Origin of the sequence: Methylophilus sp. OH31 (assembly GCF_000576615.1) — a bacterium.
Taxonomy (GTDB): Bacteria; Pseudomonadota; Gammaproteobacteria; order Burkholderiales; family Methylophilaceae; genus Methylophilus.
Genome location: NZ_BAUS01000001.1, coordinates 232957 through 257818 on the forward strand (window position 1 = coordinate 232957; position 24862 = coordinate 257818).

Below are 24862 nucleotides of genomic sequence, written 5' to 3' on the forward strand. Positions count from 1 at the left end.
TCTTATTCGTCAGTGATTAAAGTGCGTTTTTCAAAATGGTGGTCGCCACTTCTTTGGTGTAAATATCGGCGAGACCAAACCACTTGGCATTGGTGAGTACGATGTCTATAGTGGCTGGCAAGTCGGCTTCGGTAATGCCCAGTTGTGCTAAGCGTGTTGGCGTGCCGATTTTGTTAAACCAGCTTTCCAGCGCAGCAATCCCTTGCTCAGCGGTTTTCAAACCAAAGATATTTTGCGCAAACCGTTCAAACTGCAAAGGGTTACGGTCCTGGTACCACTTCATCCAGGCTGGTATCACCACAGACAGCCCAGCGCCATGCGGCACATTGAACAAGGCAGACAGTGCATGCTCAATCATGTGGTTGGGATAACTGTAACCAGCCGTCCCGGAATAAATCAAACCATTCAGCGCCTGTGTCGATGCCCAGGCAAACTCTGCTCTGGCTGCATAGTTATCCGGATTCACCAGCAGAATTTCCGTGTTTTCAATCACGGTATTGATGATGGCCTCGACCAACCGTGAGTGAAACCGAGGCTGGTCAACAGCAGTAAAATAGCCCTCAATTGCGTGCGCAATAATGTCTGCAGCAGAGTACACCAGGTAATCGCGCGACACGGTTTTCATAAGTACGGGATTCACGATAGACACTTTCGGGAATGTCAGTGGTGATTGAATCGCAAATTTTTCTTTGGTGTCTTCATTGGTGATAACGGCACCACTATTCATTTCACTGCCGGTGGCCGCCAGCGTCAAAATATCAAACACGGGCAACGCGCTATCAATGCTGGCTTTGCCGATAAACAAATCCCAAACGTCGCCTGTATAAGGCACACCCGCGGCAATCGCTTTGGCACTATCCAACACTGAACCGCCACCCACACTTAAAATGGCATCGACCTGATGCAGGCGCGCCAGGCCGATCGCTTCACGTACTTTAGAGATGACGGGGTTGCTGACAATGCCACCACACAGCACAAATTGAATGTTCTTCTCGGCCAGGCTTTTGGTCACCACATCAAACAAGCCATCACGTTTGATACGGTCACTGCCATAACAGAGTAATACTTTTTTGACCCTGGCTTCGGCCAGGTGCTGACCAATCAGGGACTCTTTACCGACACCAAACTCGACTTTGGTTGGATTGTAATAAGTAAAATGATCCACGCGCGTTCCTTTCATCTATCCATGTGATGAGTCGCACTTTACGCGCCGGATATGCATTAAACTAGCGCATTATTAGTTTAATTATTTACAACTAAATAATGTAAATAGCAGAAAGAGTAATCCCTCATGGCCCTGGATACCTTACGATCAATGACCACCTTTGTGCGGACTGTCGAACTAGGAAGTCTCAGTAAAGCGGCCGCTGCGCAGCAGATTACCCCGCAGGCAGCCAGTAAGGCCCTAGGCCAGCTGGAGGCACACCTTGGTGTCAGGCTGTTTCATCGCACCACACGTAGCATGTCACTCACCGAAGAAGGACAACGGCTATATGAATCGGCAAAACCCTCATTAATCGGGTTGGAACAGGCGCTGGAATCCACACGCCAAACCAGGGAAGGACTCGCAGGCCCGTTGCGTATCGTCGGACCGCGTACGGTTTTACTATCAGTACTTGGCCCGGTGTTAGATGAATACTCTCGCTTGTATCCCGAAGTACAACCCGACATACAGCTGGATGACCGCATCGGCAATTGGGTCGACGATCGTGTCGATGTCGGATTTCGCCTGGGCAACCCGCCGCAAGATGGCTTGGTCATGCGCAGGCTTTTTCCCATGCAACTCGCCATCTGTGCAGCGCCAAGCTACCTGCGAAAATACGGCATTCCACATACGCTCAGCCAATTGGAAACACATCGCTGCAGCGCATTTCGCCGCCCCAGCGATGGTCGCGTGGTTCCCTGGCACGTGAAGGTCGGCGAAAATATTATTGAGCAACATGTACGCCCGGCCTTTTGCACCAATGATGAAGGCTTCGAACTCAGGGCTGTGTTGGCCGGTGAAGTGATTGGTCAACTGGCCGTACCCACGGCTGCAAGCTATATTCGCCAAGGGCGCCTGGTGCCCTTGTTACTGGAACATATCGTGGATAACCTGGGCTTGTATATTTATTACGGTAGCCGTACTGCGCAACCGGCCCGAGTACGCTGTTTTATTGATCTGGTAATTGAAAGACTGGCAAACAGTCAAGAATTTGTATTGAGCGATGAAGCGCTACTAAAAGCGCATGCTCATATCCTTGAGCATTAATCTCTTGCAATTAAGCAAGTGCGCGCAGCACCGATTGCAGCACGCCAGGAAACTTCTGCTCAATCTCTGCTACCCTGAGCGCATTCATATGCTCAGTGCCTTCAATCAGGGTTTCCACCAGTCCGGCGGCGCGCAGAATTTTGAAATGATGCGACATGCTGGATTTGGGGCGATTCAAGTCGAGTTCACCACAGGTCAGTTTACGGCCTGCATTGGCCAGTCGGCCGACAATCTCCAGGCGCGTAGGGTCTGACAGCGCATACATAATGTCTGTGAGCTCCACCTGATCCATATTGGGATGTTTAATTTGCCGCATATGTAAAATTTATCACAACGCTTGATATTATTCCATAGTTCGATTATATTCGAACTATGGAATTTAATAAAAGTGTTTAAGCTGCAATGAAAAAAGAACCATCTTCACAAGGCATCCCCCTCGCCTTATATGCATTGATGGCCGGCGCTTTTGGCATCGGCACCACTGAGTTTGTCATTATGGGTTTGTTGCCGGAAGTGAGCCGTGACCTGCACGTCAGCATCCCCATGGCTGGTTTATTGATCAGCGGCTATGCACTGGGGGTGGCCGTGGGTGCGCCTATCATGTCTATCCTGATGGCCAAGTTTTCGCGCAAAAGCTCGTTGCTGTGGCTCATGGCCATTTTCACGCTGGGTAATTTAATCTGCGCGGTGGCACCTGACTACACCACCCTCATGATCGCGCGCGTGGTGACTTCGTTTGCACACGGTACTTTTTTTGGCATAGGCGCGGTGGTCGCCACTAGCCTGGTGCCTAAAGACAAGCGCGCACTGGCGATTGCATTAATGTTTACCGGCCTGACCGTGGCCAATGTGATTGGCGTGCCTGCGGGGACCTGGTTAGGCCAGATGCTAGGCTGGCGGTCCACCTTTTGGGCGGTGACCATGATAGGTCCGATTGCGCTAGCGGCGCTCTACTGGCTGGTGCCAAACGATCATCATGCGGAAAAGGTCAATGTGCGTGCTGAAATCAGTACCCTGTTGCAACCACAAGTGATTGCCGGATTGCTGCTGACCATTATTGTAGATACGGGCCTGTTCGCGGTGCTTACCTACGTCGCGCCAATACTAACCGATGTCGCACATTTTTCACCCGCCGCCATTTCACCGGTATTTTTATTGTTTGGTGTCGGCATGGTCATTGGCAATATCATCGGCGCTAAACTCGCCGATATCCACCTGGATAAAACCCTGATCGGGGCATTGATGTTCATTATTGCCATCCTGGTCTCGTTCTCCTTCTTTGCCCATCAGCAAATAGCCGTCGTCGCGCTGGTCGGGCTGCTCGGCATTGCCGGTTTTACTGCGGTGCCTTCATTGCAGATCAAAATTCTGGAAAAGGCCAGCGGCGCACCGACATTGGCCTCAGCCATGAATATTGGCGCCTTCAATATCGGCAATGCGGCAGGCGCATGGGTGGGTGGATTGGTGATTACGCATGGCCTGGGCCTGACCGCCATTGGCTGGATTGCCGGTTGCATCGTATGCGTAGGGCTGGCATTGGCAATCATAGAAATGCAGCTCCTTTCCAATAACGCCAATTCAACACTGGCATCTGTCGACAATTAATCAATAGGAAAACTTAGTAAAAGGATCATCATGGCCGATTTATTTTCTAGCTATCAATTAAAAGACGTCACCCTCAGAAACCGCATTGCGATTCCGCCTATGTGCCAATATATGGCAGAAGACGGCGTTGCCAATGACTGGCACAAAGCCCATTACGCCACGCTGGCGCGTGGGGGCAGCGGGCTGGTGATTGTCGAAGCCACCGGCGTCGCGCCAGAAGGCCGCATCACGCCTGGCTGCCTGGGATTATGGAACGATACGCAAACAGCACAACTACGTGAAATTGCTGCTTCTATCAAGGCAGCAGGCGCAGTCCCCGGCATCCAGATTGCCCATGCCGGGCGTAAAGCCAGTGCCAACAAACCGTGGGAAGGCGATGACCATATTGCAGAAAATGACCCACGCGCCTGGCAAACGATTGCGCCATCTGCCATTGCCTTTGGCGGTGATTTGCCACGCGTGCCTAACGCCATGTCGATTGATGACATCCAGCGCGTCAAACAGGATTTTGTCGCTGCGGCAAAACGCGCGCTTGATGCAGGTTTCGAGTGGTTGGAAATCCACTTTGCCCACGGTTACCTGGGACAAAGTTTTACCTCAGCACACTCTAACCAGCGTACCGATGCTTATGGCGGCAGCTTTGAAAACCGCTCGCGTTTTACCATCGAAACGCTGGAAGCCATCCGCGCAGTGTGGCCGGAAAACCTGCCACTCACCGCCAGGTTCGGCGTCATTGAATATGATGGCAAAGATGAAGAAACCCTGAGTGAATCGATTCAGCTGGTCAAAGCCTGGCGTGAACGCGGGCTGGACATGTTAAGTGTCAGTGTCGGGTTCACCATTCCGGAAACCAATATTCCCTGGGGCCCGGCGTTTTTAGGCCCGATTGCACAACGCGTGCGCAATGAAGCGGGCATCCCGGTTTCATCCGCCTGGGGCTTCGGCGCACCATCATTGGCAGATAACGCTATCCGCAAACAAGAATTGGACTTAGCCATGATAGGCCGCGCGCATCTGGAAAACCCGCACTGGCCCTATTTCGCCGCCAAGCAATTGGGTAAAGACGATGCCGCCTGGGTATTGCCTGCGCCTTATGCACATTGGCTAGCCAGATATAGAAGCCCGACACTAGACTAAGCTTGCCCGGCGGGAAGCGGCACTGACCGTGTCGCCGCCTGCCAGGCCTGGCTCTTGAGCAAACATTCACTTAAACGATGTATTACTTGAATAATGCATCGTCATTAGCCGCGCAAAAATTGTATTTAAGTCGCTACTATTGCGATACAGCACCCCCTCACATGCCTGAGAATAAGCTGCATTTTTCGCGCGACGCTTGACCGCCATATGTCATGACAACCCCTCCCGACCGCCGTTAATGAAAATCATTATCACAATTTAATGGCATCAACAATTACATTTACGCCAAACATGGTAAATGTTAGTTAAATACCAGGTGTTTTAATGGGTATCTATTGCTTTTAATTTTGCAAGTTAGATACTGTAATCATTGTATTTTCGTTAATAGTTACCTAGGTAATTATTTTCACGATAGCCCAAACGGGTACTTGGAAACCTAAAAACAATACGTAAAATACAGTCATGAAATACGCAATTAAACTTGTATTTCATGTGACAAAAAAATATCTTTTCGGGAGATGATGATGAGCGCAATCGTTAAATTTATGAAGGATGAAGATGGCGTTGTCGCCATCGAGTATGTCATTATTGCTGCGGCACTGGTCGGTGTATTGGCTGCCGTTTTTTCTGGGATGGGTACCACTCTGACCACCAAGCTTCAGGCCATTGTGAACGGTATCACCACCTAGAAACAATGTAGCGTATCGGGTTTCAGCCTATGATATCCATTAAAACCTCTTACCCCAACGGTGAGAGGTTTTTTTGTTTCTGAACATGACGACTTACGCAGCACTTGGATTATGGTTACTGGCCGGGGTATTGATCTACGCCTGTTACACCGACCTTAGATTTCGCAAAGTATATAACACACTGATTGTATTTGGCCTGATAAGCAGCTTGGGATTGTGGCTATTAAATGCCAGCGGGCCAGGCGGTGTGCAATGGTTACAAGGCGTGGGCTTAGCGTTCATGTGTTTTATGCCACTTTATTTGCTGAAAGGCATGGCAGCAGGCGATGTCAAGCTGGCCATGGTGGTCGGTGGCATTTTAGGTTCGGCGGCATGGATGCCAGTTGCGGTGTGTATCTATCTAGTTGGTGGAGTATTGGCGATGGGAGTGGTGTTAATGCAAAAACGGGGCATGCAACTCATCAGAAATGTGAATGCAATCCTCTTTTTCAGGTTACACCATACGCATATCCAGCTAGGTATGGAGGATGGGACAGATGGCATCAACAGTGTAGGCAGAATGCCTTATGCACTGGCGATTGCGATAGGTACTTTGATGGGGGTGTACACACAACATATGTAGTCTGGCATTCGTGACCATTTCATTTGCAAGTTTTTTTCGAAAAAGAGAATAAAAATGAATATGCGTGCAATGACGATGCTGTTGTTTGCCTTGTTAGCAGCGATTGGAGCGGTGGTAGCGGCTTCCAAATGGTTGCAAACACGTTCGATGCAAACTGAAAAAGTAGTGGTGATGGTCAGCCCACTCAATATGGGTGAAAAAATCAATGTGGGCATGCTGAAACGCATCGATTGGCCCAAAACCAGTTTACCCGAGGGCTTCTTTGGCGAGGTCGAGAAGCTTGATGGTCGGGTGGTCAAATATAGCCTGCAAAATGGCGAGCCCGTGCTGGAGTCCAAACTGGCACCGGTTGGCTCTAAAGGCGGCTTGTCTGCCGTGATTGCCGAAGGCAAGCGCGCAATTACTGTCAAAGTCAACGAAGTGGTGGGCGTGGCTGGTTTCGCGCTACCAGGCAATTATGTTGACATGATCGTCAATACCAATCAGGCCGAACGCAACGGCGACGAAGACAATATTTCCAAGATCGTCCTCAAGCACATCCTCGTGCTAGCTGTTGGTGATGACGTCAATGCCAATGCCGACAAACCCAAAGTCGTCAATGCCGTCACCCTCGAAGTCACCCCAGAGCAGGCAGAAATGATAGACCTGGCACGCAGTGTCGGCAATCTCTCCCTGGTATTACGCAATCAGGCCGACCCCGGCGATGTTGCTACCCAGGGTATCACTAAAGAAGCCTTGTTATCTTTGGTCCCGAAAAATACAGGGCCAGTGATGCCCGTGATCAGCAAACCCAAGGCGAAAAAAATGATTGTTGCGGCAGCGGCGCCAATAGTGGTGACTAAGAAATGTACCAAGGTATTCACAGGGACGACTGAGTCACTTGAGTGTTTTTGACTCAAAAAGTAAGTGAACAATAACTCAAACAATATTGAAAACCTTAGGTTTTCAGAGGGGGTCGATCATGGATTTCTTCTCATTGAAGAGAACGCATATCGCATTTGATCACAAGTCAAAATATGCGTTGAAGTTGTCTCTCCTGGCCGCGGCGTTCATCACTGCCACGTTGCCTTCCCTGTTGATTTCTGCTGAAAAAACCAAAGCGGCAGTCATTGAAACCAATGATTACATTGGCAATGGCGATGCCAACTGTGACGGCGAGATTGCCCATCCCACCACCATGCACCTGCCGCTGGGCAAGTCTACCTTAATGAGCCTGCCGGAGCCGCTGGCGACGCGCAGTGTGGGTGATGCGAGTGTGCTGCAAACCAAGCTGGTGTCATTAAAAACCCTGTATCTGCTTGGGGTGAATATAGGCACGACCAATATGATCATCAAAGGCAAGAGTGGCAAATGTACCTTTGTCGATGTGGTCGTCAATATGGATGCAGAAGGATTGCTGCAAACATTATCAGAACTGCTGCCAGAGGAAAAAAACATCAAGGTCACTGCCGCCGCAGATTCGCTCATCGTCTGGGGCTCGGTGGAGGATGCGCTGACGGCCAACCGGGTGATTGATATTGCACAGACCTTTGTCAGAAGAAGAACCATGCCGGTATTTGCCAGTGGCGACAACGCACAGATGCAAATGCAGATGCAGATGCAACAACAGCAACAATCACAGCAGCAGCTGAATAATCCGCTACTACAGGAGTTTGTGAACCCCCGCATTGTGAATATGCTCACGGTCTCAGCCCAGCAACAGGTCATGCTAGAGGTGAAAGTGGCCGAAGTGTCTAAAACCCTGCTCGATAAATTAGGCGCCAGTATCGCCCTCAGTAAAACCTCTGGCAGTTGGACTTACACGCTATTAGGTAATTTCCTATCGACATCGGGCAGCGCCACTGGCGGCTCGATTGGCGGCTTTAAGTCAGCCAACAAAAATTTCACCCTGGATGCTGAAAAACGCGATGGCTTAATCAAAGTGCTGGCTGAGCCAACCATTATGGCCATCAGCGGCCAGGAAGGTAGCTTTCTGGCAGGTGGCCGCATTTTCATCCCGGTGGCGCAAAATGCCGGCGCGGGCAACACCATCACATTGGAAGAAAAAGAGTTTGGGGTGGGTGTGAAATTTACCCCCACCGTACTGGCGGGCGGGCGCATCAATTTACGTGTAGCGCCAGAAGTCTCGGAGCTTAACCGGGAAGGCATAGGCGTGACTGCTACCGGGTTTAGCGGTACGGCCATTTTACCGGCCTTTACTACCAGAAAAGCTTCTACCACCGTGCAACTATTCGACGGACAAAGCTTCGCTATTGGCGGCTTAATCAAAAACAATACCACAGCCAATATCAAGGCTTTCCCGATTCTGGGGGAGATTCCGATCATTGGCGCGTTATTCAGAAGCTCGGACTTTCAGAACGATAAAACCGAGCTGGTATTTGTAGTGACACCGCACCTGGTGAAACCGGTGAACCCGGCAGACATTGACCTGCCTACCGGCCGCCATACAGATCCTAGCCGCAAAGAGTTTTTCCTGGGCGGCAAACTGGAAGGTAAACCGGACGGAGATGCGCCAGCCAAGACCAACGCTGACGAAAAACAACCTGCAAAAAAAACTGATGAACCAAGCGCAGACAATGCGACTGGATACGATCTTAAATAGGATGCCAAAATGAAACCGCTAAATCTATATATGTTGTTGGGGGTGGCCGTCGGTGTGTCAGCATGTCAAAGCACCATGCCACGATATGAACGCGAGTTTGGTGAAAGCGTCCGCAATACCTTGCAGGCGCAGATCATACACCCGGCTGCTGCCAATAATCCGGATCCCGTCAATGGGCTGGATGGCCGTGCCGCGCGTGACTCGATTAATAGTTACCAGAAGTCGTTCTCCAAACCCGTGCCGCAACCCAGTGTATTTAATTTCGGGGTAGGCGGCACGGGGTCGAATAACGGCACAGGCAACCAGTAGGCGTACCCAGGCAGCGTATCCGCATCATTGTCTGCCTATGGAGATCGATATGTTAATGACCAGACATTGCAAACAAAGTAAGCAGTCAGGTTCGATTGCACTCATGGTATTGCTGTTTTTGCCATTGTTGCTGGTGATGGGCGGCCTGGGCGCGGACTTAGGCAAACTGTATGTGACTAAATCCGAGCTGCAAAATGCAGCAGATGCCTGTGCACTGGCTGGCGCGGCACAATTTGATGGCCTGACCAATGAACAAACCAGGGCCTCTGGTGCCGGGCTGACCGTGGCGCAAAATAACCGTGCCTATTTTCAGAAAAATGCGATTGCCACTGGCGAGGTAACCATTACCTTTCCGAGTACATCCAATGGCGTCAATGGCAAATACCTGCGCTGCAGCATTACGCGCAGCGGTATCAGCAACTGGATTACGCCACTATTGAACCGCATAGGCGGCAGTGTGAATGCCGCTGAATCAGTCACGGCAGTAGCCACCGCCACCACCCTGCCCTCACAAACGGCCTGTGCGATTCCGATCGGCATTTGCCAGCCTGACGTAGCAGGTAAAAACCCTGGAGACTGGCTGGCGGGCGTGGCTTCGCCGAATAACGGCAATAAAGATACCACGCTGTCCGGCCATTTCCGCTGGGTGGACTTTACCAGTGGCGGTGGCGGTGCCAATGAACTGGCGGATACGCTAAGTGGCCAACAGTCTACCGACTGTTCGGTAAAAGCATCCGCAGATCAATATATCGGCACGCCTGGGTACAAAGCCTCTTTGCGGGATGATTTCAATACCCGCTTTGGTATTAAGAAAAAAAATACAGCCTCTTCCGGATATTTTCCGGATACCAGCGGCAAGGGCTATTACAACCCGGCCCAAACCAATCGTTATGCAGCTGATTTTTCACCAAACGCTGTGCCGAACAATACGCCCTACAGTGATATTTCGGGAATATCAATCAGCAACGCGTTTGCCTATATGCCAAGCACAGACCTGAAAGCCTATGGCACTAACCGGCGCGTAGCCATCGCGCCAGTGGTCGATTGCACCACCATGAAGCTCAAGTCATTTGTCTGTATCTTTTTGCTACACCCGATGCCGACCACCAGTGGGGCCAATTTCAATATGTATCTTGAGTACCTGGGCAACGCCAGCACTTCTGTCACGCCTTGCAGCAAATCTGGCGGCCTGGTGGGCGGGGGTTCAGTGCTGGGGCCAAAAGTGGCTGCCTTGGTGGAGTGATCATGAACAATCGCACAACACATTCCGGAATCGCAGCCATCGAGTTGGCAGTGGTGCTGCCTTTCCTGATTATTGTCATGCTGGCCGGTGTCGACCTGGCAAAAACCATGTTCCAGTATAACGAGCTGGTCAAAAATGTGCGTGACGCGGGCAAATACCTGGCCGGGCATACACGGCCGATGAATTGCGCCTCTACCACCGACCCCGAGGTCCTGGCTTACAAAACGGTCATCACCGAGAGCAAAAACCTGGCCGTCTGTGGTTCGCTCACCAGTTGTTCAAAAGCCTCGGTCTCGGGGCTATCCACCAGCAAAGTGCAAGTGCAATACCTGATGGTCGGCAGCGTGACCATGGTCAAAGTGGGCATCAACAGCATGAGTCTTTCTTATATCACCAAGCTGTTTTCCGGCTCACTGGCGCTGGGCAATATCTCCAGCACTTTTTATCAACCACAACTGGATACAGTCAGTACGAGCTGTAATCAATTGACATGAACACACGCAAATCACAACAAGGGGTCTATGCCATCGAGTTTGTACTGGTCTCGGGGTTTCTGTTTCTGTTGCTGTTTTCAATTGTCGAACTGGGCAAGGTGCTGCACTACTACGATGCGGCCTCGCAGGCCACGCGTGCGGCCGCCCGCCTGGGCACGGTCTGTGCCCAGAATAGCAATGCCATCAAAACACAAGTCACCAGCCGCCTGCCCTTTGTCAGCAGTAGCAATGTAGTCGTGACTTACTTACCTGGCGGCTGCACGGTGGCCGATTGCAAGACCATTACCGTGGCCCTGAGCCAGGCCGTTTATACCTCGGCAGTGTTTGGTTTTAACGTGACCATGCCAAGCTTTACCACCACGCTCCCCAGAGAAAGCCTGGATAGTCAATATAACGCTAAGTGTAGTTAGGTGTTGATATGAAAATACTAATAATAAGTGAAAACAACCAAGTCATTCAAAGCCTGTCCGGCTTCCAGACGCTTTACCAGCGGGGCTTTGAATGTGTTGCCTATCAAACCAATCTGGTGAGCGCCAACCAGAAAATCGCCACCGAGCGGCCCGACGTGCTGATGATTGATGTCAGCCAGTCAGACGTCGCCGAGTTTGACCTGATTGAGCGCTACAAAACACAATACAGCCAGATGACCTTCATGTTGTTATCTGAGGAGGTCACCTCAGAAATGCTACTCAAAGGGATTCGGGCCGGTTTCTCTGAAGTGCTGGCGCTGCCACTGTCTGAGCAAAGCCTGATTGCAGCACTGGAACGTTATATGGCCAGGTCACGCGCCACACGGGGTGTCTCAACCAAAGTCATTAGCGTGATCTCCTGCAAAGGCGGTGCCGGCGCGACTTTCGTAGCGACAAATCTGGCTTACGTCATAGCCGAATATACCAACAAGCGCGTCTTGCTGATTGATGCCAACCCTTATTTTGGTGACGCCTGCATGTATTTGTCAGATGAACAAGCCAGCGCCTCCCTGGCCGAACTTTGCCAGCAAATTCACCGGCTGGATTATGCCTTTCTTGATTCCTCACTGATCGAAATCACGCCACGCCTGAAAGTACTGGCAGCATCGGACAATCCTGCGCATGCCTCAGATGTCAAACCTGAGCATCTAGAAAAGATCATTGAGGTAGCGGGTAATTATTACGATTTGATCATCCTGGATTTGGGCCGCCACATTGATGCATTGACGGTCAAGGCGATGGACCTAAGCCATCAGATACTGCCAGTGGTGCAGTTAGTGCTGCCCTATATCCGCGATGCCAATTATTTGTACCGGATTTTCAGCTCCCTGGGCTACGCCAAGGAAAAAATCTATTTCCTGGTCAATCGCTACGACAAGAATGACAAGTTAAAAATTTCAGATTTTGAGCAAGCGCTGGGCTTAAAAGTCAGTGACACCTTGCCCAACGAATATGCCCTGGTGAATCACTGCATTAATCAGGGTGAGGCCGTTTACAAACTGAATCCAAAATCAGACATGGCAAAAAAACTTAAACAACTGGCTGAAAAGTTCACCGGTGAAAAAGTGGCCTGTGCCGGATTTTTTTCTAACCTTTTTAAATAGCCGGAGGCTGCATCATGTCCCTTCGTGAAAAATTGCAATCTACCAATAGCACCTTTAACACTCACCATCATTCGCTGGTTGAGGGCGGCCAGGATGCCAGCGGATATTCTGCGCTGAAAAGGCAGATACATACCCAGATTCTCGATCGCATCAACCTGGAAAAACTGGCGACCTTATCGGATGAGCAAATTAAAAAACAGATCAATGAGCTGGTCAGCGTCATCGTCGACGAACAAAGTATCGCCCTCAACACGGCTGAAAGAGGTTCACTGGCCAGGGATATTCAATATGAAATGTTTGGCCTGGGGCCATTGGAGCCGCTGCTGAGCGACCCGGCAATCTCGGACATCCTGGTCAATGGCTACAACCAGGTCTATATAGAACGCAAAGGCATGCTGGAATTAACGCAGGTGCAATTCCAGGATAACCAGCACTTGCTCAACATCATTGAACGCATTGTCAGCCAGGTCGGCAGGCGGGTCGACGAATCCAGCCCGATGGTGGATGCCCGCCTTGCTGACGGCTCGCGAGTAAACGCCATTATCCCGCCGCTGGCGCTGGATGGCCCAGTGATGTCGATTCGCCGCTTTTCGGTGAGCCCGCTGCTGACCGACGATCTGATCAAACTCAAAACCATGACGCCACAAATGGCGAACTTGATCAGCGCCTTCTCAAAATCCAAAATGAATGCGGTGATTTCGGGTGGTACCGGCAGCGGCAAAACCACCATGCTGAATCTGGTTTCCGGCTTTATCCCCAAAGAAGAACGTATTGTCACCATTGAAGATGCCGCCGAATTAAGAATGCAACAACCGCACGTGGTGAGGCTGGAAACCCGGCCGCCCAATATTGAAAACAAGGGCGAAGTGACACAAACCGCCCTGGTGCGCAATGCCTTGCGCATGCGGCCAGACCGGATCATTTTGGGCGAAGTGCGCGGTGCCGAAGCGCTGGATATGTTGCAGGCAATGAATACCGGCCATGAAGGCTCGTTTGCCACTATCCATGCCAACAGCCCGCGCGATGCCCTGGCCAGGATGGAAAACATGGTGGGCATGGCAGGTGCTAATTTAACCTTGCTGGCGACCCGGCAACAAATCGCGGCCGCGATCAATGTGATTATCCAGGTCTCCCGCCTGGTGGATGGCACCCGCAAAATCGTCAGTATCCAGGAAATCACCGGCATGGAAGGTGAAACGATTGCCATGCAGGAGATTTATGGCTTCAGGCAAACCGGCGTCGATGAACAAGGCAAAGTCAGGGGCTATTTTTATGCCACCGGCGTTGTCCCTACCTTTATGCAACGGCTTAAATCCTATGGGGCTGCACTGTTAGAGTCCGACTTCGACCCGACAGTCAGGTACGAGGTGTAGCATATGAAAATCAATACACAACTTATGTTATTTGCAGTGCTTGGCTTCTTCGCCTGTTTTCTATTTTTTGAAGCGATTCTGCTGGTATGGAAAGAAAAACATAGCGCAGAAGCCAGAAAGCTTGCCAGCCGCCTCAAAGGCGTCGCCAGCGACAATGTTTACCGCCATGAAATCAGTATTTTACGTAGCCGCATTCAAGACAGCCAAAGCCAACTGATCAAAATGATAGGCTGGTTCTTTGATATCCGGGAGCTGGATATCCTGTTGATGCAATCTGGCAAGCTATGGTCAGTCGAGCAGTTTACCCGTTATATTTTCCTGTTCTTTGTGTCAGGCTTTTTAATCGGCCTGCTGCTTGGCGTTAACTGGATGTGGTGCACACTATTGGGTGCCGGTGCGAGCTTGCTACCTTTAATGCATATCTACATAGAGCGCAGCAAACGACTCAAACAGGTTGAGCAACAATTGCCGGATGCCATCGACTCCATGGCGCGCTCGCTGAAAGCAGGCCACTCCTTCCAAAGTGCCTTCAAGATTGTCAGTGACGAGTTCGCCGAACCACTGGCCGGAGAATTCCGCATCTCCCTTGAGGAAACCAATCTTGGTGTGCCACTAAGCGAGGCGATGTTAAACCTCAGTCGGCGCGTACCCATTACCGACCTCAAGTTTTTTGTGATTGCCATTCTGATTCAGCGCGAATCAGGCGGCAACCTTGCCCATGTATTGACCTCTATGAGCAAGATTATCCGTGACCGATTCCAGTTAATGCGTGACATCGACACACTCAGTGCCGAAGGCAGGACCTCGGCCTGGGTCATGTGGCTGATGCCGGTGATGATTGTGCCGCTAATGAGTGCTATTACGCCTTATTACGCCAAGCTCTTGTTCGGCACAGAAGTGGGACTGACATTATTGAAAATCGGTTTTGTCTTGATGATATTTGCAGGTTTATGTATGCGCAAGATTATTCAAATCAAAGTGTGATTGGCGGTCTATCATGAACGAAATCATTGTTTATATCTGTGTCTTCGTTGCAGTTTTTGCCCTGGCAATGTTTATGTTTTCACTGTTCTCGCATGACAAATATGCGCGAAGGTTAAAGTCGCTACAAACCACGCAACAAAGCGCGCAACTCAAATCAGACGCGGATGAGGAGTTCGCCTTTAAAGTGGTCAAGCTGGTCGAGCCGTTTGCCAAACTCACCTTGCCTAAAGATGGTTGGGAAACTTCGCCGCTCAAAGTGCAGTTCTTGCAGGCCGGCTGGCGCGGCGAATATGCGCCAAGTTTGTTCTTCGGCATCAAGACCATACTGACTTTTGCCATCCCGCTCTTGTTTTACCTGCTGTTTAAAGAGCAACTGTCACGTGACAACTCACTCAGCCTGGCCGTCATCCTGTTTTCAGGCGCGGCCATGGGCCTGGTGCTGCCAAAAATATACCTGGACTTTGTCATCAGCCAGCGCAAAGAAGAGATTCTGGGCGCGTTTCCAGATGCGCTGGACTTACTGGTGATCTGTATGGATGCAGGCCTCAGTTTTGATCAGGCACTCACACGCGTGTCACATGAAATAAAAATCAAATCAAAAATCCTGCACGATGAAATGGAACTGATTTTGCTAGAAGTACGCTCCGGTAAAAGCCGTGAGCGCGCACTCAGGCATTTTGTCCTGCGTGTCGGCATTGAAGACATCAACAGTTTTGCCTCCATGATTATTCAAGCCGAGCGCTATGGCACCAGTGTCAGTGAGTCACTCAAGGTCAGCTCTGAAGAGTTGCGCTTAAAAAGAAAGCAACGCGCAGAAGAAAGAGCGGCAAAGATTCCAGTCAAGTTACTGTTCCCTGTGGCTTTCTTTATGCTGCCAACCTTGCTTTTTATTCTGGCGGGTCCCGCAATCATGGAAATATTCAGCGCGATCCATCTTGGCCCCTAGCATATAAGGAGGAAGCTGCGATGCATTTAACCTATATAGTGATTTTCTCTTCACTGCTGGCACTGGGATGCACCCACCAGATCCGTGATGAAAAGCAGGCCTCGTTCCAAATCAAGCCCACGACAAATATCGAACTGGTCTCCGCCAGCTCAGCCGCTGACTACGACCAGATAGGCTTGAATTACGAACGACTCAACAATACCGACATGGCGGTGGTCGCCTATCAAAAAGCCTTGCATCTTGAGCCGCAACATATTGCCAGCCTGCAACACCTGAGTGCCTTGCTCATGCGCCACAATCGCACCGATGAAGCGATTGCAGCGCTGGAACAGCTGGTCAGCGTTGAGCCCAGCGCCAAAAATTATAACAACCTCGGCTTTGCCTATATGCAGAAACAGGATTATGCCCATGCAGAAAAGGCCCTGCATGACGGAATCGCTGTGGATGGTCAGTACCTCAAAGCCCAAAATAACCTGGCGTTATTAGAAATGTCGGTGGCCGCCGGTAAAAATGAGCCGCAGGTCATCGCACAAGCGTCTGCCGCCAGCCAACCGCCACCAGCCACTTTGCAGCAGAAAGGTAAATATTTATACGGTCTGGCGTATCAAAGCAGTCAGCCCGCTGCACCAGCAGATGAAGTGGTCATCGTCGATGCGCAACCAGCCAAAAAGCAAGGGTCTGGTGCGTTAAGTGCAATATTGAAATTTCTCTCGCTGGCACTGCTACTCTGATCATTTGTAGCCAAACGCGTGAATGTACATCGTTTTGCAGTAGGTTGTGATTGGTATCACAAATATCACTCACAGCCCCCCAGACGCTGCAAACAAAAGGCCTGTCACCAAAAGTGGCAGGCCTTTTTGTTTGCTCAGGCGCACAGAGAATCAGGCAGCACAATGATGTGTGACTGATCAATCCCCAGACACTGACGGAATCTTATGAATACTCAAATCTGCGCCGTCAAATTCTGACTCGGCATCCAGTCGAATACCTACCGTTTTTTTGATCAGGCCATACACAATGGCGCCGCCGACCAGTGCAATGACGACGCCTGTGAGTGTGCCGATAAGTTGACTGATAAAGCTGACACCGCCCATGCCGCCTAAAGCAGAACAGCCAAAAATACCGGCCGCCAAACCGCCCCAGGCGCCGCATAGGCCGTGCAGCGGCCAGACACCCAGTACATCATCAATCTTCAGGCGGTTTTGAGTCATGGTAAATGCCCACACAAACAATGTGCCAGCAACGGCGCCGGTGACTAATGCGCCTAGCGGATGCATCACGTCAGAGCCAGCACATACGGCCACCAACCCTGCCAGAGGTCCGTTATGTACGAAACCGGGGTCATTTTTACCTAGCACCAGGGCGGCCAGCGTGCCGCCAACCAGGGCCATCAGCGAATTGACGGCCACCAGGCCTGAGATGTTTTGTATCGACTGCGCAGACATGACGTTAAAACCAAACCAGCCAACCGTAAGTATCCAGGCACCTAAAGCGAGGAAAGGAATATTGGAAGGCGGATAGGCATGCAAACGGCCATCTTTGGTATAGCGTCCATTACGCGCACCGAGCAGGATAACCGCCGCCAGTGCAATCCAGCCGCCCATGGCATGCACCACGACTGAACCGGCAAAGTCATGAAAACCTGCGCCAAAACTGGCTTTTAACCAGTCTTGAAAACCGAAATGATTATTCCAGGCGATGCCCTCAAAAAACGGGTAGACAAAACCAACGATGAGAAAAGTGGCGGCCATTTGCGGATTGAATTTGGCGCGTTCGGCAATGCCGCCAGAGACAATCGCCGGGATAGCCGCGGCAAAGGTTAACAGGAAAAAGAACTTGACCAGGTCATAGCCACTTTTCGCGGCCAATACATCGGCGCCGCTGAAAAAATTGATGCCATAGGCAATGCTGTAACCAATGAAAAAATAGGCGATGGTAGACACACAAAAATCCACCATGATTTTGACCAAGGCATTGACCTGGTTTTTTTGACGTACAGTGCCGACCTCCAAAAAGGCAAATCCGGCATGCATTGCCAGCACCATAATGGCTCCAAGCAATACAAACAAGACGTCATTCGCTGACACTAATGCTTCCATTTCGCTCTCCGACTAATAGTGGTGAAAGTTGGCGTTTTGCCTGATGGCACGCCTTATATTGAATACGCACTATTAAAATGCGCACCAATTTAATGCGCATGGCTAAAGCAAATATCAGACCATTTTTATGTGATTGATTTTAAAGGCACTTGCTTTGAGGACTACGAGAAATTGCACCAAAATAGAACCAACAAAAGTGCATTGCACAATTTTAGTGCAATTTTACATAATTTCTGGTGGCTGCAACTGTTTGAGCATTTCAACCGCATCAGGATGTGCCGCCCAAAAATAATAAAACTCACGCACAGCATTTAAAAACAGGTGACGGGTATTTTTGAGGTTAAACAACGGTAAGGTTGCATCAGCAGTGATACGAAAAGCATTCTTTTCAGACAAGGGGGCTTCTCGCAGGCGTAACAACATCAGTTTCGCCATCCGCGTGCGCAGTTCAATATCCATTTCCTGCTTGTGCTCCATAGACTTGAGCGCTTTGACATAGCCATTGAGCGCCCACAGCTCTGAAGTCTCAAATTTTTCCGACTGCAACGCTGGCCAGACTGACTGTAAATCGATCACGGCCGGCTGCCAGCCGATAGGATGCAACTCAAAGCCAACCGACTCTGCATATTGCATCACGGCTTTCACATCGCCACGCCAGAATGGGTAAAACTCACGGATAATGGTGAGCAACTCAGGCCAGCGTTGTGCCGGTTTATCGTTCAGGCAATCATCAACCGCCTGGCGATAGGCCGTGCTGGTACACTCCTGATCTGCCAGCAAAGGACTTAACTCGGCCAGCAAGGCATCGCGTTGCGCCATAATGGCGGCATCCGCCCCCTTGCCATGCAATAAATTATAATAGGCTTGAATAGCGTCTGCTTCGCGACTTGAACTCATGACAGGTTGCACTGATATAGGAATATGAACTTGAAACATCATACACTGAAACATATGATCGCTTTACGGGAGAACAACAATGGCTGAATGGGCTTTATTGGCCATTTTAATTGCAGGTGCATGGTTTTGGATGGACTCTGTGGCCAAACGCGAGGCGGCTTTAAAGATTGGACGTCAACTGGCAGAGCGTTGCCATTTGCAGTTTTTAGACGAAACCGTTGCCTGCTCGCGCGTGGGCTTTGCCCGGGATGGCAATGGCCGCATGCAATTGCAGCGCACTTATACTTTTGACGTCTCCAGCCAGGGCGTTGAGCGCATGGCCTGCCACTTGCAGTTACGCGGCGCGCAGCTGGTGGCCTGGCATATTCCACCCTACGCTGCACAGTAATCAACATGGTGGTTGGCCGCTTTGCTCCCTCGCCTACCGGGCCACTGCACTTTGGTTCACTGGTGGCCGCCGTTGCCAGCTATTGCGATGCTAAAAGTCGTGGCGGGCAATGGCTGTTGCGCATTGAGGACGTTGATCAAACCAGGCACGTGGCGGGTGCCAGTGAAGCGATTATTCATACCCTGCAACACTACGGCTTTGTGTGGGATGGAGAGATTGTTTATCAAAGCCAACGCAGTGAATACTACCAATCGGCATTGCAGCAACTGCGCCAGCGCGGCCTGGCCTATCCCTGCACCTGCTCGCGCAAAGAGATTACCGACTCCAGCACGCTGCTCGGCATAGAAGGGGCCATTTATCCCGGCACTTGTTTGCAGCATCCAACCAAACCAGGTGCAGCCGCTGCCTGGCGCATTAAAACGGACGCCCAGACCATCAGCTTTCAGGACCTCATTCAGGGCCACCAGCAACACCATATGGCGAGTGACATTGGTGACTTTGTCGTTAAACGCGCTGATGGACTGTTTAGCTATCAATTGGCGGTGGTGATAGATGACGCCTTGCAAGGCGTGACGCATGTCGTACGTGGCGCTGATTTACTCAATTCCACAACGCGGCAAATTTACCTGCAACAATTACTCGGCTACCCCACGCCAATCTACACCCATCTTCCATTGGTATTAAATGCCGACGGACAAAAATTGAGTAAACAGACATTGGCCACGGCATTACCTGAAGACAATCTCGTGGACACACTGGTCGCCGCACTCACTTTTCTGCAACAAGCCTTGCCGGAAAATGCACAATCGCTATCGCTGGCAAATCTATGGCAATGGGCGATAACGCACTGGCAGTTGCCAAAAATTACCAGCGCTTAACAATCAGTTTTGCCTGCAAATGGTAAAATGCCGGCATGAACCAAGATCGTAACCAAGACCAATTACACCCGTTTATTTTTGAGCAGTCTGCCGTGCGTGGCAACTGTGTCCAGCTTGACCAAAGCCTGTCGACCGCGCTTGAGCATCAGTCATTACCGCCCGCCCTGAAAAAAGCCATAGGCGAATTCACTGCCGCCAGCGTACTGCTCACCGCGACGCTCAAAATGCAGGGCAAACTGATTTTGCAATTGCAAAGCCAGGGCGCACTACAACTGCTGGTGGTGGAGTGCACCTCCGGGCTGAATATCCGCGCTACGGCCAAAGTCGGCGCCGAACTACATGGCGACAACTTGACCGCCTGGCTCAAACAAGGGCAATTAGTGATTACGCTGATGCCAGAAGAAGGTGAGCCTTATCAAGGCATTGTGCCGCTAGAAGGTGACAATATCGCCAGCATGCTGGAGAACTACATGTTGCGCTCACAGCAAATCGATACCCGTTTATGGTTGGCCTCAGATGGCGAGCGCGCCTCAGGCCTGCTGCTGCAAAAATTGCCGCAGCAACAAGAAAGTGACCTCGATTGCTGGAACCGTGTGCAGCACCTGGCAGGCACGGTCACCGAGCAGGAGTTATTAGACCTGGACACGGTCACCCTGCTGCAGCGCCTGTTTGCAGAAGAAGATGTGCGCTTGTTCAGCGGCCGTGAAGTGCAAGCATTTTGTAGTTGCTCACAAACCAGCGTCACCAATATGCTGCAAATGCTGGGTATGGCCGAAGTACGCAGCATCATTGAAGAACAAGGCAGCGTGCAGATTCAATGTGACTTCTGCAACAAGCACTACGTGGTCGACGAGCAGGAAGCGCTGGCCCTATTTGACGAAGACGATGACCACGAGGTCACGCACTAATACCATTTAAACCATTACCCAGCGAGCAAGCGTTGGCGCTGACACTCAAACAGCGCCACTGCGGTCGCGGCTGCGGCATTCAGTGATTCCAGCGCCAATGTTCCCTGATGCGCCATCGGAATGGTGATGCAGGTACTGACGGCAGATTGCAAGGCGGCAGAAATCCCCGCGCCTTCATTACCCACCGCAAACAACACCCGCTCACGCAAGGCTTGCTCATACAGACTGTCGCCCTGCATGGTCAGCGCCAGCGTGCGGCCATCAAAACTGTGCACCACTTCAACAGCATCCACGCCTTCTACCACCGGCAATACAAACTGTGCACCCTGCCCGCCGCGTAAAGCCTTAGGCGACCAGGCATCGGTACAGCCCTTGCTCAGGTAAGCCACTTGCACCCCGGCCGCAGCTGCGGTGCGTAATATACTGCCCAAATTACCGGGATCCTGAATATCTTCAATCAACAAGGCAAAATCAACCTTTTCAGGCAGCACGGGTTCAGGAATATCCACCAGCGCCATCACCCCACTGCTAGACGCCACAGGCGCCAGTTCAGCAAACATCAAAGTCGGCAGCAGCATGGTATCGACATCAGACAACTGCTGAATCAAACCAGTCGCTTCCACCGTGCTATGCCCTTCCGGGATAATCAGCAAACGCGGCTCACCATAGGTCTGGCAATATGCCTCGATTAAATGCACGCCCTCGAGCAGCGTTGACGCTGTTTTCCTGCGCTCGCGAGACTGATCGAGCAGTTTGCGTAGCTGTTTAAAAACGGGATTATCGCGGGAAGTGATGTGTTTGAAGGCCATGAGTGGGATTATACGTGAATTGCTTGGGTGGCTGATTTTGGGATTGGGAAGAAAGGTTATTCTTTAGGCATTCACCACTTGCACACCGCCAAAGTTCTTTTCGCCTTATTGGCGAGTTACTTTTTTTGCTTGCCCCAAAAAAGTAACCAAAAAGAGGGCACCCAGCCATCACGGCCTTCGGCTTCCTTGCGTTGCTCAACAAAATAAGCCGGTCACGAAACTCAACCTAGCGGGCTGCACACTACGCAGCCCACCGCGGGATTCGGACAGTCGCTCCCTCTACTCTTATTTTGTCTCCGCTACTCAGCGTGATGGAATGGGATTTATCTCGCCAAACTAGCAACGCAGTAACTTGGGAGGTTAGAAAACCAGATTCGTTGATTAAAACTACATTCGGTGGCATTCGATTGGTGTTCGGGGTCCCCATCTGCCGCGCCGAGCAACGCAGGCTTGGCGGGAGTTCTCGGCCATCGGCTGTCTGAGCTCCGCAACAAGCCACGTTCTGTGTGGCTTGTCAGGGCGAGTTTCGATGGACGCCCGGCAAGCCGAGTAGCGCAGGATAAAAGCGGAAGCTGGGGTGTCTTGTTCTTTGCCTTCTTTCTTATGGACAAGCATAAGAAAGAACGGTCGCCGAAAGGGCGAAATAGATCAATCATAGAATAGTCTTCGCTTTGGGCAAGCAAAGAAAAGTAACTCGCCAAAAAGGCGAAAAGAAACCTTCCAATCCAATACAATCGCGAGCAAAAAAATCCCTACAAGTAGTCACCCCACGTAAGAATGACCTTCTAGCACATTAAGAAACCCAGTCACACCAAAGCCCACATCCAATTCACGTATAATCCCATCATGGCAAAAACATTAGATCTAGAACGTATCCTGCACCGTCAGGGCTTTGGCACGCGCAAGATGTGCCGTATTTTAATCATCAACGAAGAAGTCACCGTCAACGGTGAACTGTGCGATGACCCGGACGCCAAATTTGCCCTCGACGATACCCTACACTTCACCGTCAATGGCGAGGCCTGGCAGTATCGCGAACATAGCTACCTGCTGATGCACAAGCCTGCGCATTATGAATGCACGCACAAAACCCAGTTCCACCCAACCATTTACACGCTGCTGCCTGAGCCGCTGGTGGAGCGCGGCATTCAATGCATAGGCCGCCTGGATGAAGACACCACGGGGCTGATTCTGCTGTCGGATGATGGGCAGTTTATCCATAAAGTCAGCTCTCCCAAGCACCATGTGCCTAAAGTGTATGAAGTCACTTGCAAGCACGCCTTGAGTGCCGCCGACCTTGAACATTTGCTGGCTGGTGTCAAACTGATTGATGAGGAAGAAACCATTGCAGCACTGGCGGTGACCAGCATTTCTGCAACGGTGCTACACATGACCCTGGCGGAGGGAAAATACCACCAGGTCAAACGCATGATTGCCGCGATTGGCAACCGTGTCGAGGCATTGAAACGGATCAAAATCGGTCAACTGGTATTGCCTGAAACATTGGCGGCTGGCGAGTGGCGCTGGCTGTCCGCCGAGGACTTAATCGCTGTCCAGTCTTGATTTACGCGGCAGCCTTGAATCGCATTACTTAAAAAGGAAACTTTATGACGTGGCTAACCCTGGTTATTGCTGGCTTGTTTGAAACGGCCTGGGCCATAGGATTGAAATATACGGATGGCTTCACCCGCTTCTGGCCGTCATTCTGGACCATTCTCGCCATGATTATCAGTGTCTGGTTACTGGGCCTCTGCGTCAAATCGTTGCCAGTCGGCACGGCTTATGCCGTCTGGGTGGGCATCGGTGCTGTGGGGACGGTGATTGGCGGTATCTGGCTGTTTAGGGAGCCGGTATCTGCCTTGCGTATCATTAGCCTGGGCTTGATTATGGCGGGCATTATCGGTTTAAAACTCGCGACCACACAAGCATAAGCGCAGCCTTCTGCCTGTCAAAAACTCACCTGGAAAAACAGTTGTATTTTTTTGTATAAATCATAAAAAACGCGGTATGATCGTTACAACATCCCTGTCAAAGGATCGAGTGCTTTGCAAATACCAGCTATTCCTGCCAATGAAATAGAGCGCTTGCATGTATTACGCGCGCTCGCCATCCTTGATACGCAGGCAGAAGAACGTTTTGACCGTTTAACCAGAATTGCGACGCGCATGTTTAATGTACCGATTGCGCTGGTCAGCCTGGTCGATACCAATCGCCAATGGTTCAAGTCCTGTATGGGACTGCAAGTCTCAGAAACCTCACGCGACATCTCCTTTTGTGGTCATGCGATCTTAGGTAATGACACCTTCGTCATTAATGATGCCTCCAAAGACCCCAGGTTTCTTGATAACCCACTGGTGACGGCTGCACCACATATTCGCTTTTATGCTGGCAGGCCAATACGCACCACCCATGGGTTTAAAGTCGGCACGTTATGCCTAATTGACTCGCAACCACGGGAGTTTCCAGCCCGGGATATAGAAGACCTCGATGACCTGGCAACCATGGTAGAGAGCGAGCTGGCGGCGATTGAACTGGCGACCATGGATGAACTGACCGACCTCAGTAATCGACGCGGCTTTATCATGCTGACGGAAAAATACCTCAATTATTTTAGCCGTCACCAATTGCATGCCTCACTGGTGTTTTTAGACCTGAATGACTTTAAGATCATCAACGACACCTATGGCCATGATGAAGGCGATCGTGCCTTGCAAACGTTTGGCAAAGCACTGAAAGAAATGGGCCGCAGCTCGGATATTTTTGCGCGACTGGGTGGCGATGAGTTTGTGATCTTGCTCGCCTGCACCCGTGAACAAGAAGCACATATTGTGACGCAAAGGCTATGCCATCATTTAGACATGATCCGGCAGCAACTGCGACAACCTTATAAAATATCATTCTCACAAGGCATCGTCGAGTTTGATCCCCAGCAACCAAAATCCGTGGATCAACTGCTGCTTGAAGGGGACACCATGATGTACCAACTGAAAAAAGCCAGTGCTGCGCTGATGGGAAAATAACCTGCGATCAAGCAAGCTGGTCGCAGGCGATGGTG

27 protein-coding genes are annotated in these 24862 nt (G+C 50.9%); 22 read left to right on the top strand and 5 right to left on the bottom strand.

Annotated features, from left to right (window positions below; all coding sequences use genetic code 11):
• Window positions 1-16 precede the first annotated feature (16 nt).
• Window positions 17-1165, bottom strand: a complete 1149-nt coding sequence (locus OH31_RS00945) for an iron-containing alcohol dehydrogenase (RefSeq protein WP_024929261.1) — start codon at window positions 1163-1165, stop codon at window positions 17-19.
• A gap of 126 nt (window positions 1166-1291) precedes the next feature.
• Here OH31_RS00945 and OH31_RS00950 point away from each other — a divergent pair, with 126 nt between their 5' ends.
• A complete protein-coding gene (locus OH31_RS00950; RefSeq protein WP_024929262.1) occupies window positions 1292-2251 on the top strand; it encodes a LysR family transcriptional regulator in 960 nt (319 codons plus the stop codon).
• Between the two features lie 10 nt (window positions 2252-2261).
• Here OH31_RS00950 and OH31_RS00955 read toward each other — a convergent pair whose 3' ends face one another.
• A complete protein-coding gene (locus OH31_RS00955; RefSeq protein ID WP_019882928.1) occupies window positions 2262-2567 on the bottom strand; it encodes a helix-turn-helix transcriptional regulator in 306 nt (101 codons plus the stop codon).
• 86 nt (window positions 2568-2653) lie between these two features.
• Here OH31_RS00955 and OH31_RS00960 point away from each other — a divergent pair, with 86 nt between their 5' ends.
• From OH31_RS00960 to OH31_RS01030, 15 genes are all read left to right on the top strand, one after another.
• Window positions 2654-3856 (top strand): MFS transporter, encoded by a 1203-nt coding sequence (locus OH31_RS00960; RefSeq protein WP_036298466.1) that lies wholly within the window; start codon window positions 2654-2656, stop codon window positions 3854-3856.
• A 30-nt stretch (window positions 3857-3886) separates the two neighbouring features.
• A complete protein-coding gene (locus tag OH31_RS00965; protein WP_024929264.1) occupies window positions 3887-4993 on the top strand; it encodes an NADH:flavin oxidoreductase/NADH oxidase in 1107 nt (368 codons plus the stop codon).
• Window positions 4994-5517: 524 nt separating this feature from the next.
• Entirely contained in the window at window positions 5518-5682 is a 165-nt protein-coding gene (locus OH31_RS00970; protein WP_019882931.1) for a Flp family type IVb pilin, read from the top strand.
• An 85-nt stretch (window positions 5683-5767) separates the two neighbouring features.
• Entirely contained in the window at window positions 5768-6304 is a 537-nt protein-coding gene (locus OH31_RS00975) for a prepilin peptidase (RefSeq protein ID WP_024929265.1), read from the top strand.
• Window positions 6305-6358: 54 nt separating this feature from the next.
• The gene (gene cpaB, locus OH31_RS00980; protein ID WP_019882933.1) at window positions 6359-7198 is read left to right on the top strand and encodes a Flp pilus assembly protein CpaB; all 840 of its coding nucleotides are present in this window, start codon (window positions 6359-6361) and stop codon (window positions 7196-7198) included.
• A gap of 127 nt (window positions 7199-7325) precedes the next feature.
• Entirely contained in the window at window positions 7326-8906 is a 1581-nt protein-coding gene (locus OH31_RS00985; protein ID WP_242402153.1) for a type II and III secretion system protein family protein, read from the top strand.
• A 9-nt stretch (window positions 8907-8915) separates the two neighbouring features.
• Window positions 8916-9215 (top strand): hypothetical protein, encoded by a 300-nt coding sequence (locus OH31_RS00990; protein WP_232411482.1) that lies wholly within the window; start codon window positions 8916-8918, stop codon window positions 9213-9215.
• A 49-nt stretch (window positions 9216-9264) separates the two neighbouring features.
• Window positions 9265-10458 carry a pilus assembly protein TadG-related protein gene (locus OH31_RS00995; protein WP_024929267.1) on the top strand — a complete coding sequence of 398 codons (1194 nt, stop codon included), beginning with the start codon at window positions 9265-9267 and terminating at the stop codon, window positions 10456-10458.
• Window positions 10459-10460: 2 nt separating this feature from the next.
• Window positions 10461-10952, top strand: coding sequence for a TadE family protein (locus OH31_RS01000; RefSeq protein ID WP_019882937.1), 492 nt, complete (start codon window positions 10461-10463; stop codon window positions 10950-10952).
• The gene (locus OH31_RS01005) at window positions 10949-11362 is read left to right on the top strand and encodes a TadE/TadG family type IV pilus assembly protein (protein ID WP_024929268.1); all 414 of its coding nucleotides are present in this window, start codon (window positions 10949-10951) and stop codon (window positions 11360-11362) included. Before OH31_RS01000 ends, OH31_RS01005 begins: the two co-directional genes overlap by 4 nt.
• An 8-nt stretch (window positions 11363-11370) precedes the next feature.
• Window positions 11371-12525, top strand: a complete 1155-nt coding sequence (locus OH31_RS01010) for an AAA family ATPase (RefSeq protein WP_024929269.1) — start codon at window positions 11371-11373, stop codon at window positions 12523-12525.
• Window positions 12526-12539: 14 nt separating this feature from the next.
• On the top strand, window positions 12540-13898 hold the full coding sequence (locus OH31_RS01015; protein ID WP_024929270.1) for a CpaF family protein: 1359 nt from the start codon (window positions 12540-12542) through the stop codon (window positions 13896-13898).
• A 3-nt stretch (window positions 13899-13901) separates the two neighbouring features.
• Window positions 13902-14882 (top strand): type II secretion system F family protein, encoded by a 981-nt coding sequence (locus OH31_RS01020; RefSeq protein WP_232411484.1) that lies wholly within the window; start codon window positions 13902-13904, stop codon window positions 14880-14882.
• A 13-nt stretch (window positions 14883-14895) separates the two neighbouring features.
• Complete coding sequence (locus OH31_RS01025) at window positions 14896-15828, top strand: type II secretion system F family protein (RefSeq protein ID WP_024929271.1); 933 nt, start codon at window positions 14896-14898, stop codon at window positions 15826-15828.
• A gap of 20 nt (window positions 15829-15848) precedes the next feature.
• On the top strand, window positions 15849-16559 hold the full coding sequence (locus OH31_RS01030) for a tetratricopeptide repeat protein (RefSeq protein WP_024929272.1): 711 nt from the start codon (window positions 15849-15851) through the stop codon (window positions 16557-16559).
• A gap of 177 nt (window positions 16560-16736) precedes the next feature.
• Here OH31_RS01030 and OH31_RS01035 read toward each other — a convergent pair whose 3' ends face one another.
• Both OH31_RS01035 and OH31_RS01040 read right to left on the bottom strand, forming a co-directional pair.
• Window positions 16737-17927 (bottom strand): ammonium transporter, encoded by a 1191-nt coding sequence (locus OH31_RS01035; RefSeq protein ID WP_024929273.1) that lies wholly within the window; start codon window positions 17925-17927, stop codon window positions 16737-16739.
• 222 nt (window positions 17928-18149) lie between these two features.
• Complete coding sequence (locus OH31_RS01040; protein ID WP_024929274.1) at window positions 18150-18824, bottom strand: hypothetical protein; 675 nt, start codon at window positions 18822-18824, stop codon at window positions 18150-18152.
• Window positions 18825-18903: 79 nt separating this feature from the next.
• Here OH31_RS01040 and OH31_RS01045 point away from each other — a divergent pair, with 79 nt between their 5' ends.
• Genes OH31_RS01045 through hslO form a run of 3 tightly spaced genes read left to right on the top strand, consistent with a single transcriptional unit; the run spans window position 18904 to window position 20998 of the window.
• The gene (locus tag OH31_RS01045; protein ID WP_024929275.1) at window positions 18904-19212 is read left to right on the top strand and encodes a DUF3301 domain-containing protein; all 309 of its coding nucleotides are present in this window, start codon (window positions 18904-18906) and stop codon (window positions 19210-19212) included.
• Between the two features lie 5 nt (window positions 19213-19217).
• Complete coding sequence (gene gluQRS, locus OH31_RS01050) at window positions 19218-20090, top strand: tRNA glutamyl-Q(34) synthetase GluQRS (RefSeq protein ID WP_024929276.1); 873 nt, start codon at window positions 19218-19220, stop codon at window positions 20088-20090.
• Window positions 20091-20125: 35 nt separating this feature from the next.
• Window positions 20126-20998, top strand: a complete 873-nt coding sequence (gene hslO, locus OH31_RS01055) for an Hsp33 family molecular chaperone HslO (protein WP_024929277.1) — start codon at window positions 20126-20128, stop codon at window positions 20996-20998.
• Between the two features lie 14 nt (window positions 20999-21012).
• On the opposite strand, the gene OH31_RS01060 is transcribed toward hslO, so the two are convergent.
• Complete coding sequence (locus OH31_RS01060) at window positions 21013-21807, bottom strand: RNA methyltransferase (RefSeq protein ID WP_024929278.1); 795 nt, start codon at window positions 21805-21807, stop codon at window positions 21013-21015.
• A gap of 846 nt (window positions 21808-22653) precedes the next feature.
• Here OH31_RS01060 and OH31_RS01065 point away from each other — a divergent pair.
• The 3 genes from OH31_RS01065 (at window position 22654) to OH31_RS01075 (ending at window position 24827) form a co-directional block, all read left to right on the top strand.
• Window positions 22654-23370, top strand: coding sequence for a pseudouridine synthase (locus OH31_RS01065; RefSeq protein WP_024929279.1), 717 nt, complete (start codon window positions 22654-22656; stop codon window positions 23368-23370).
• Window positions 23371-23414: 44 nt separating this feature from the next.
• On the top strand, window positions 23415-23738 hold the full coding sequence (gene sugE / locus OH31_RS01070; protein ID WP_024929280.1) for a quaternary ammonium compound efflux SMR transporter SugE: 324 nt from the start codon (window positions 23415-23417) through the stop codon (window positions 23736-23738).
• A gap of 114 nt (window positions 23739-23852) precedes the next feature.
• Window positions 23853-24827 carry a diguanylate cyclase gene (locus OH31_RS01075; RefSeq protein ID WP_024929281.1) on the top strand — a complete coding sequence of 325 codons (975 nt, stop codon included), beginning with the start codon at window positions 23853-23855 and terminating at the stop codon, window positions 24825-24827.
• The last annotated feature ends 35 nt before the right edge of the window (window positions 24828-24862 follow it).

Coding starts and splice junctions, on each gene's coding strand:
- OH31_RS01065 (WP_024929279.1), top strand. CDS start 22,654: ATGGCAAAAACATTAGATCTAGAACGTATCCTGCACCGTCAGGGCTTT.
- OH31_RS00950 (WP_024929262.1), top strand. CDS start 1,292: ATGGCCCTGGATACCTTACGATCAATGACCACCTTTGTGCGGACTGTC.
- OH31_RS01005 (WP_024929268.1), top strand. CDS start 10,949: ATGAACACACGCAAATCACAACAAGGGGTCTATGCCATCGAGTTTGTA.
- OH31_RS00955 (WP_019882928.1), bottom strand. CDS start 2,567: ATGCGGCAAATTAAACATCCCAATATGGATCAGGTGGAGCTCACAGAC.
- OH31_RS00970 (WP_019882931.1), top strand. CDS start 5,518: ATGAGCGCAATCGTTAAATTTATGAAGGATGAAGATGGCGTTGTCGCC.
- OH31_RS00975 (WP_024929265.1), top strand. CDS start 5,768: ATGACGACTTACGCAGCACTTGGATTATGGTTACTGGCCGGGGTATTG.
- OH31_RS01035 (WP_024929273.1), bottom strand. CDS start 17,927: ATGGAAGCATTAGTGTCAGCGAATGACGTCTTGTTTGTATTGCTTGGA.
- gluQRS (WP_024929276.1), top strand. CDS start 19,218: ATGGTGGTTGGCCGCTTTGCTCCCTCGCCTACCGGGCCACTGCACTTT.
- sugE (WP_024929280.1), top strand. CDS start 23,415: ATGACGTGGCTAACCCTGGTTATTGCTGGCTTGTTTGAAACGGCCTGG.
- OH31_RS01030 (WP_024929272.1), top strand. CDS start 15,849: ATGCATTTAACCTATATAGTGATTTTCTCTTCACTGCTGGCACTGGGA.
- OH31_RS01020 (WP_232411484.1), top strand. CDS start 13,902: ATGAAAATCAATACACAACTTATGTTATTTGCAGTGCTTGGCTTCTTC.
- OH31_RS01040 (WP_024929274.1), bottom strand. CDS start 18,824: ATGAGTTCAAGTCGCGAAGCAGACGCTATTCAAGCCTATTATAATTTA.
- OH31_RS01025 (WP_024929271.1), top strand. CDS start 14,896: ATGAACGAAATCATTGTTTATATCTGTGTCTTCGTTGCAGTTTTTGCC.
- OH31_RS00990 (WP_232411482.1), top strand. CDS start 8,916: ATGAAACCGCTAAATCTATATATGTTGTTGGGGGTGGCCGTCGGTGTG.
- OH31_RS01000 (WP_019882937.1), top strand. CDS start 10,461: ATGAACAATCGCACAACACATTCCGGAATCGCAGCCATCGAGTTGGCA.
- cpaB (WP_019882933.1), top strand. CDS start 6,359: ATGAATATGCGTGCAATGACGATGCTGTTGTTTGCCTTGTTAGCAGCG.
- hslO (WP_024929277.1), top strand. CDS start 20,126: ATGAACCAAGATCGTAACCAAGACCAATTACACCCGTTTATTTTTGAG.
- OH31_RS01045 (WP_024929275.1), top strand. CDS start 18,904: ATGGCTGAATGGGCTTTATTGGCCATTTTAATTGCAGGTGCATGGTTT.
- OH31_RS00995 (WP_024929267.1), top strand. CDS start 9,265: ATGTTAATGACCAGACATTGCAAACAAAGTAAGCAGTCAGGTTCGATT.
- OH31_RS00960 (WP_036298466.1), top strand. CDS start 2,654: ATGAAAAAAGAACCATCTTCACAAGGCATCCCCCTCGCCTTATATGCA.
- OH31_RS01060 (WP_024929278.1), bottom strand. CDS start 21,807: ATGGCCTTCAAACACATCACTTCCCGCGATAATCCCGTTTTTAAACAG.
- OH31_RS00965 (WP_024929264.1), top strand. CDS start 3,887: ATGGCCGATTTATTTTCTAGCTATCAATTAAAAGACGTCACCCTCAGA.
- OH31_RS01010 (WP_024929269.1), top strand. CDS start 11,371: ATGAAAATACTAATAATAAGTGAAAACAACCAAGTCATTCAAAGCCTG.
- OH31_RS01015 (WP_024929270.1), top strand. CDS start 12,540: ATGTCCCTTCGTGAAAAATTGCAATCTACCAATAGCACCTTTAACACT.